Genomic DNA, 6,830 nt, shown 5'->3' with positions numbered 1-6,830 from the left:
AGCAGCCGGGGAAATGTGCGTTGCGGGAGACGGATTGGCCAGGGGCTATCTGCATCGGCCAGAGCTGACGGCGGAGAAATTTGTGCCGAATCCTTATGAAGCGGGAGAGAAGCTGTACCGCACAGGGGATCTGGTGCGCTGGTTGCCGGACGGGAATATCGAATTTTTGGGAAGAATCGACGATCAGGTGAAAATTCGAGGGTTCCGCATTGAGCTGGGGGAAATCGAAGCGCAGCTACAGAAACATCCGCTTGTTCAGGAGGTGGCGGTAATCGCCAGAGAGGACAAGCAGAAGGAAAAGTATCTGGCAGCGTATTTTACAGCAGAGGGCGAACCGGGAGTGGAAGAGCTGCGGGAACAGCTATTGCAGGAGCTGCCTGATTACATGGTGCCGTCCAGCTTTATGCAGCTGGATCGCATGCCGATGACTCCGAGCGGAAAGATTGACCGAAAGGCATTGCCTGAGCCTGAATGGCAGGGAAGCGACGATACAGTCAGCAGCCCAAGAAATGACGTTGATCTGAAAATCCAGAAGGTCTGGCAGGATATTCTCGGTATGAAGTTGATCGGAATTGATGAGGATTTCTTCAGGTTGGGCGGCAATTCGATCAAGGCGATTCAGGTGGTTTCGAGGCTGGCGCTGGATTTTGAAGTAGGGATTAACGACATTTTTCAATATCCGACGATTCGCACCTTGGCGGATAACATCAAGTACTCCAAAGGCAGATTAAAACAATTCGTGCACGCCTTACGGGAAGCGGCAGCTGCCGGAAAAAGTGGCGTACCTGGTGTTGTATGGAAATTGCGTGAGAGTCTCAAGGAATACGGTAAGAAAAATCAGGTATATGAAAGCATCAATCTTGCTGAACGGGTTGATTACCGAAATATTCTGTTGGTTGGAGGAACAGGGTATCTCGGGATCCATATTTTGTTTCAATTGCTGCAAAATACGGAATATGAGGTGTATGTGCCTGTTCGGGGAACGAGCGACGAAGAGGCACTGGAAAGACTGCGGGCGAAGCTGAAGTTCCATTTTGGTCATGAGCTTGACGGGCAGAATGCCTGGGAGGACAGGGTGCACGTGTTCTGCGGAGATTTAACCCAGGACTGCTTTGGCCTGAGCCGGGAGCGCTATGAGCGTTTGGCCGAAATCATTGATGCGATCATTAATTCGGCGGCAAACGTGAAGCATTTTGGGCATTACTCGGAATTTTATGCCGTCAATGTGGAAGGGAACGAGCGACTGATCGAATTTGCCAGCACAGGGAAGAAAAAGACCTACAATTTTGTTTCTACCACCAGCGTAGGCAGCGGATGGATAGAGGATCAGAACAGCTTCGTGTTCACTGAATATGATTGCAATGTTGGACAAAGCTCTGATAACTATTATGTTATGACGAAACTCGAAGCCGAGAAAGAGATTATTAAAGCAAGGGAACAAGGGCTTGATTCCAATGTGTTCAGAGTTGGGAACCTCGTTTTTGATTCCAACTCAGGGATCTTCCAGGAAAACATTTTGGATAATGCATTTTATTCGTTGATAAAGTCGATGATCAAACTTGGCCGGGTTCCCGCAATTCAAAATAAAACCATGAACTTCTCCTTTGTGGATGAGGTGGCCAAAGCTGTTGTACTGATGTTCGACCGCAAAAATCTAATCAATGAAACCTATCATCTGTTTAACAGCCATCAGGTTAGCATGATGTCTTTTGCCAAGTTTTTGAAGCAAGCGGATATACAAGTTCAGCCGATGCCAGTGGAGGATTTTACCGAATACATGTTTGAAAAATATGATGAAGCGGAGACGGAGCAGGAGGTTGCCCGGATTCTCGTTCATTCGAACGTCTTCTTTGAGGGAGCTAGCAAAACGTTGTTCATGACGATGAACAAGAAGACCGACGGTATTTTGCAGGCGTTAGGGTTTGAGTGGTCCAGGCTAGACGGTCAAAAAGTGAAACTGATGATGGAACATGTTAAAAAGGTAGGATTCATGTAAAAAAACAGGAGAGGAGGGGAAAAGAATGGACGCCATTAAACTGGCTAGCACTTACTTTTTCGGAACGGAAGATTATATTTTATCCAACAGCATGATCGCAACGGTTACTTTTAAAAGAAGAATCGACGCTGAAAAATTGTTTTCCAGCTACCGTTCGCTTATCATGGACAATCCATTGCTGCAAGCCAAAAGAGTGGAACAGCTGGAAAAAGACACGTTTGTATGGGGATGTTTTTCGCAGGAAGAGCTGGAAAAGTTGCTGGAGACTGAAAAAGTGCAGCTTTCCCAATATTTTACGGAAGAAGAGGCATTGACCCAGTATGCCCCAACCAATTCCAGACTGCCATTTCGCATTATCCCTATAAATGAACATACAATGATATTTGCGATGAACCATGCGGTGGCTAATGGACGGGGCTTGGTTTTCTGGATCAAGAGATGGCTGGAATATTATGCGGGCGAATCTGAGGCGAAGCCGGAAAAGAAGGCAGCAAAGGGAGATGTCCCCAGAGACAAGCTGTTGCGTATGAAAAGAAGAGTTTCCGCTTTTTTATGGATGCCGGTTTTTGTAACAGGCTTTTTATCCAGGGTTATGGGAAAAAGGACAAGCGCTGGCGGAACCGTTGATTTGAGTTACGGCAGAAAGCCGGAGCAAGGCGGCGGCTACATCAAAAAATCGTATAGTTTCAGTAAAGAAGAGACAGCTGAGATTTTACGGCAATGCCGGAGCAAAAAAATGACATTGACCGAATATATCTGCTTTCGAACGACCGATGGACTACTGCAACATGCTCCTGACAAGCAGCGTGTGTTTGTCTCCATGCCCATGGATTTGCAGTTGCTGCTTAACTATTCGCCGGAAACGATGCACGGCAATTACGTCGCCAGTCTTCCGATGCAATTTTTCCGGAACGGAAATTTGGAAAAACAGGTGAAATCCGTATTCAAATGGTTCAAAAGGGGGGTTCCCTATGCACTGTCGATCTTTTTTTCTTCGTTTTCCAATTCATATCGGAAATATAAACAACAGTGCCTTGAATTGTGCATGAAAACAATGCCTGAAAGATTCCCACTGTGGAATTTTTCCATCACCTTGTCCAATGTGGGTATTATATCGTATCCGATTATGGAGGAATGGGTGGATACGATCTATTTTTCCATCAAAAACCAGTCGTTACTGCTCACAACAGCTACGCTTTCGGGACGTTTAATGATGGAAGTCAGCATATTGGAGAATATGTATGATTCAGAAGAGGTCTTTGGTCTTTTTGACCACATCTTATCTGTGGAACATTTGTTGAATGGTAATACTCCTGTCAACTGAATAAGAAAAGACTAAGCAGCCAGCGCGCGCCGATACTCAATCGGTGCGCGCTGTTTGATTTTGGCTGAAATCGTTGGCAATTATAAAAATTCCCCTCCAAGTTCACTCTATCCTCATGATACCATGTGGACTTTTCTGAGTGTCTACCTGAAGGGGATATTAGCAGTGCTCTCTAGCCGAGGGTCCTTTTTTGTTGATGCAATTGTATGCTTTCGTGTATGACTCTTGGTACTTCTGTTAGCTTCTGTATCGTATACATCACGGAATTCACGTTTTTTTGCAGTTCAACCATATTGTAAATCCATTCCTTGGGCTGCTTGAGATATACAGCATGAATACCTGCCGCAAGGGCTGGAGATACGTCGGTACGCAGGGAATTTCCGATCATCCAGGTAATGCTTCGGTCCAGACTATTCATCTGAATGATTTCCTCCAGTGCTTCGACATTTTTATGCTGGCGAATGTAGATGCGTTCATCAAAATAATTAGCCAGTTTCATTTGTTCAATCTTTCTTTCCTGAATGACCTGCTCACCGCCAGTGTAGAGATACAGGGAATGCCCGGCTTTTTGGAGTGAGTTCAATGTTTCGACCATTCCCGGGTACGGTTCGATTTCCTGCTCGTACACACTTCGTCCAAGGGAGCGAAGCTCCTGTTCGTCCCCAGAATCGATACGGCGTCCGAATTGTTCGGAGAAAAAGTGGTACGTATCTATCAGAGATTGTGGGAAATGCTCGCTGGCAAAGCCCAACTGATGAACACCAGCCACATCAATTTCGATTTGTTTCTCACGAATTGTATTTTTCGTCAGGTTATGAGCTGCAAACCATTCCTGAAGCAAATCGAAAAAATGGCTGAGAATCAGGTCAAAATACTTGTTGCAGTGAACCAAAGTGTCATCAAGATCAAATAAAATGTGCTGCTTCGGATACGACATGTTGCATACTCCTTCCAAGCCCAAAGCTTTAACGGCGTTTCGTATAACTAAAGGTGCAGTTTCATTACAATCCAATATAGGATTCTAAAAATACCTGTAAATCAGCCGCTCCGTCGGGACGGATGCTGAATTTTTCCTTGTGATAGCGTCCAATGTGAATGCGAAGCAGACCAGCCACTCGCAAAATCATCATATCAGACATAAGTGTATCTTCCAATCGGCTCAAATCATGGCGCATTTCCTCCAGAGATTTAGGGCCTTGAGCTACATAACGCAAAATTCGCAGTCGTTGCGGATCATTGACCGCACGAGTGAGCCGCAGCAGGAGCGTAGGCGGTTCTTCCTCGCTTTCCTCGGGTATATCTACCGGATACTGGATTAGAAGCATACGCGAATAAAAACAGTAGGAATTAATCGGGCGATTATGGACGACCGGAAAGAGGACAACCGTATCCAGATCTTCCATATGTGGAACGACCAATCCAGCTGTGGCGTATTCAACCAATGCTTCCGGCTCCATTTTGCTCAAAAGCATACGCTTTTCCGCAGCGTCTTCCTCTGCCAGCGCGCGCAGTTCGCCTTCCAAAGCCCGAAAATAATCGCGGTCCCATAATTTGAGGAGCGGTGCATATACCTTACGTATGCGTAAAGATTCTTCAAAGGTTAAAAAAGGAATGTGCGGAACAAGCAGTTCAAACATATCTTTATCCGGACCGTGCTCCAAATAAGTGATATAGTCGGATATTTCATCCGATTCCGGTCGAAGCAAAGCCCAGGCATAGAGTGCGTCATAATCGCTAAAAGGGCAATCCTGGGCCGTGGCAAGCTCGGTACGAACTTCGTGTTGCAGCCGTGCATCCACCTTGTCGACCCATTCATGCCCCAGGTCCATATCGTGTACCCATTTTTTAGTTACATAGGCCATGAAGCTGCCCAGTAATTCGTAAATTGGAGAAGTGTCTATTTTAATTTGATAACTCATGGAATCAAATGCCTCCTATTCTGTCTTCGAGCCCAGAGCGGTGAACGAATTAAGCCCGTCCATAAGCACAACACGAGCATTTTGCAAATTGCTCACTTATTTATTATGGCTTGTTCTGCCGGACATTGTCCACTATAATATGAAATAGTGCGCTGTGACATGAAGAGGTTCGGATTGAACATACGTGACTCCTTAACGAACGGAGTCGGATTACATATCAGAGCAAGCTCTTTCCGTAAAATCGTCATCTCAGATGACGATTTTTTCTTCTTTTCTGTAATGCGTGTTGTAATATGGATAAGAATTATTATTGATTATGGTATCAAATGCAAATCATTCCTTAATACTCATTTTTGCTGTTGATATTTTATTGTTTTTACCAGGAGGTACCATGATGCCGTCGTCGTTACGTGTTCATTATTTTATTTTAATTGCGGTTATTATCGTAGCCGGATTATGTCAAGGTTTGCTGTTACCTATCCTGTCTATCTCGTTGGAGCAAATGGGGGTCTCATCTTCGCTAAATGGAATGAACGCAGCTGCGCTATATATAGGTTCGTTCGCTATGACGCTGGTGGCTGAACGGACATTAGGATGGTTGGGCTTCAAAAAACTGATGGCCGGAGGCTTGGTGCTTGTACTCGTGACGCTGCTGCTATTCCCGCTAATCCCTGATATCCGAGTGTGGTTTGTACTGCGGCTGCTGGTTGGTATAGGTGACAGTGCGCTTCACTATTCTGCCCAACTATGGATTTTGCTAGTGACTCCAGCAGAAAACCGTGGCCGCAATATCTCCTTTTATGGCATGTCCTACGGTTTGGGCTTTGCAATGGGACCATTGGGATTATGGCTGCTTGATTATGGAACACTGGTTCCGTTTGCTGCGCTGGCCTTATTGTGCCTGCTTGTTTTGATGCTGGTGTTAATGAAGCTACCGGATTCCAGACCGGAAAAGCAGGCAACCGAGGCACGTCCCGCACAAAGATTCCGACGCAGCTACAGCTGGGCATGGTATGCTCTGCTGCCTGCATTCCTCTACGGCTATATGGAAGCCAGTCTGAACAGCAACTTTCCGGTCTATGGCCTGCGTATTGGCTTCCATACCGCTGAAATTGCCGCATTGCTGCCGTTTGTCAGCTTGGGTGGGTTGGTGCTGCAGCTGCCGCTAGGTATTTTAAGTGACCGCTGGGGACGTAAAAAGGTGTTGATGAGCGTAGGTATAGCAGGTGGCTTGACCTTTATGCTGTTGCCCTGGAGCGGTAATCATTTTATGTTCACTTTGGTATTGCTGACCATAGCCGGAGGCTTGGTGGGTTCTTTTTTCTCCCTCGGCTTGGCTTATGCCGCTGATCTGTTGCCCAAATCATTTTTGGCAGCTGCCAATGTACTGGCATCCTTTCATTTTAATCTGGGAAGCGTGATCGGACCTAATATTAGCGGAGGTCTGCTGGACTTTGGGACCCAAGGAAGTATGTTTATAGTTCTTGGAGGCAGCTACGTCGTTTTTGGCTTGCTGGGACTGTTGGCCAAAAAAAGAGCATTGACGGCTTAAAACTGCGGTTAGCATGGTATTTGTTTCATATTTGCTATA

Annotated in this window: 5 protein-coding genes; 3 read left to right on the top strand and 2 right to left on the bottom strand. The window is 45.9% G+C overall.

Annotated elements, in window-relative coordinates:
- Positions 1-1,996 (top strand): thioester reductase domain-containing protein (locus tag BAZ21_RS20570; RefSeq protein WP_141695009.1); only part of this gene is annotated, 1,996 nt, incomplete at its 5' end.
- A gap of 25 nt (positions 1,997-2,021) precedes the next feature.
- Entirely contained in the window at positions 2,022-3,320 is a 1,299-nt protein-coding gene (locus BAZ21_RS20565; RefSeq protein WP_068504652.1) for a hypothetical protein, read from the top strand.
- 172 nt (positions 3,321-3,492) lie between these two features.
- Here the strand turns inward: BAZ21_RS20565 and BAZ21_RS20560 are convergent, their stop codons facing one another.
- Positions 3,493-4,257, bottom strand: coding sequence for an HAD family hydrolase (locus BAZ21_RS20560; protein WP_068504650.1), 765 nt, complete (start codon positions 4,255-4,257; stop codon positions 3,493-3,495).
- 64 nt (positions 4,258-4,321) lie between these two features.
- Positions 4,322-5,239 (bottom strand): ArsR family transcriptional regulator, encoded by a 918-nt coding sequence (locus BAZ21_RS20555; RefSeq protein ID WP_068504648.1) that lies wholly within the window; start codon positions 5,237-5,239, stop codon positions 4,322-4,324.
- Between the two features lie 394 nt (positions 5,240-5,633).
- On the opposite strand from BAZ21_RS20555, the gene BAZ21_RS20550 reads away from it, so the two are divergent.
- Positions 5,634-6,791 (top strand): MFS transporter, encoded by a 1,158-nt coding sequence (locus BAZ21_RS20550; protein WP_068504647.1) that lies wholly within the window; start codon positions 5,634-5,636, stop codon positions 6,789-6,791.
- Positions 6,792-6,830: the final 39 nt, after the last annotated feature.

The sequence above is a fragment of the Paenibacillus kribbensis genome, assembly GCF_001705305.1.
Lineage (GTDB): Bacteria > Bacillota > Bacilli > Paenibacillales > Paenibacillaceae > Paenibacillus > Paenibacillus kribbensis_B.
Note: the sequence above shows the minus strand (reverse complement) of the source record. Positions and strands in the feature narration are given on the sequence as shown.

Excerpts from the sequence above, each read along its gene's own strand:
- BAZ21_RS20565 (WP_068504652.1), top strand. The coding sequence starts at position 2,022 with ATGGACGCCATTAAACTGGCTAGCACTTACTTTTTCGGAACGGAAGAT.
- BAZ21_RS20560 (WP_068504650.1), bottom strand. The coding sequence starts at position 4,257 with ATGTCGTATCCGAAGCAGCACATTTTATTTGATCTTGATGACACTTTG.
- BAZ21_RS20555 (WP_068504648.1), bottom strand. The coding sequence starts at position 5,239 with ATGAGTTATCAAATTAAAATAGACACTTCTCCAATTTACGAATTACTG.
- BAZ21_RS20550 (WP_068504647.1), top strand. The coding sequence starts at position 5,634 with ATGCCGTCGTCGTTACGTGTTCATTATTTTATTTTAATTGCGGTTATT.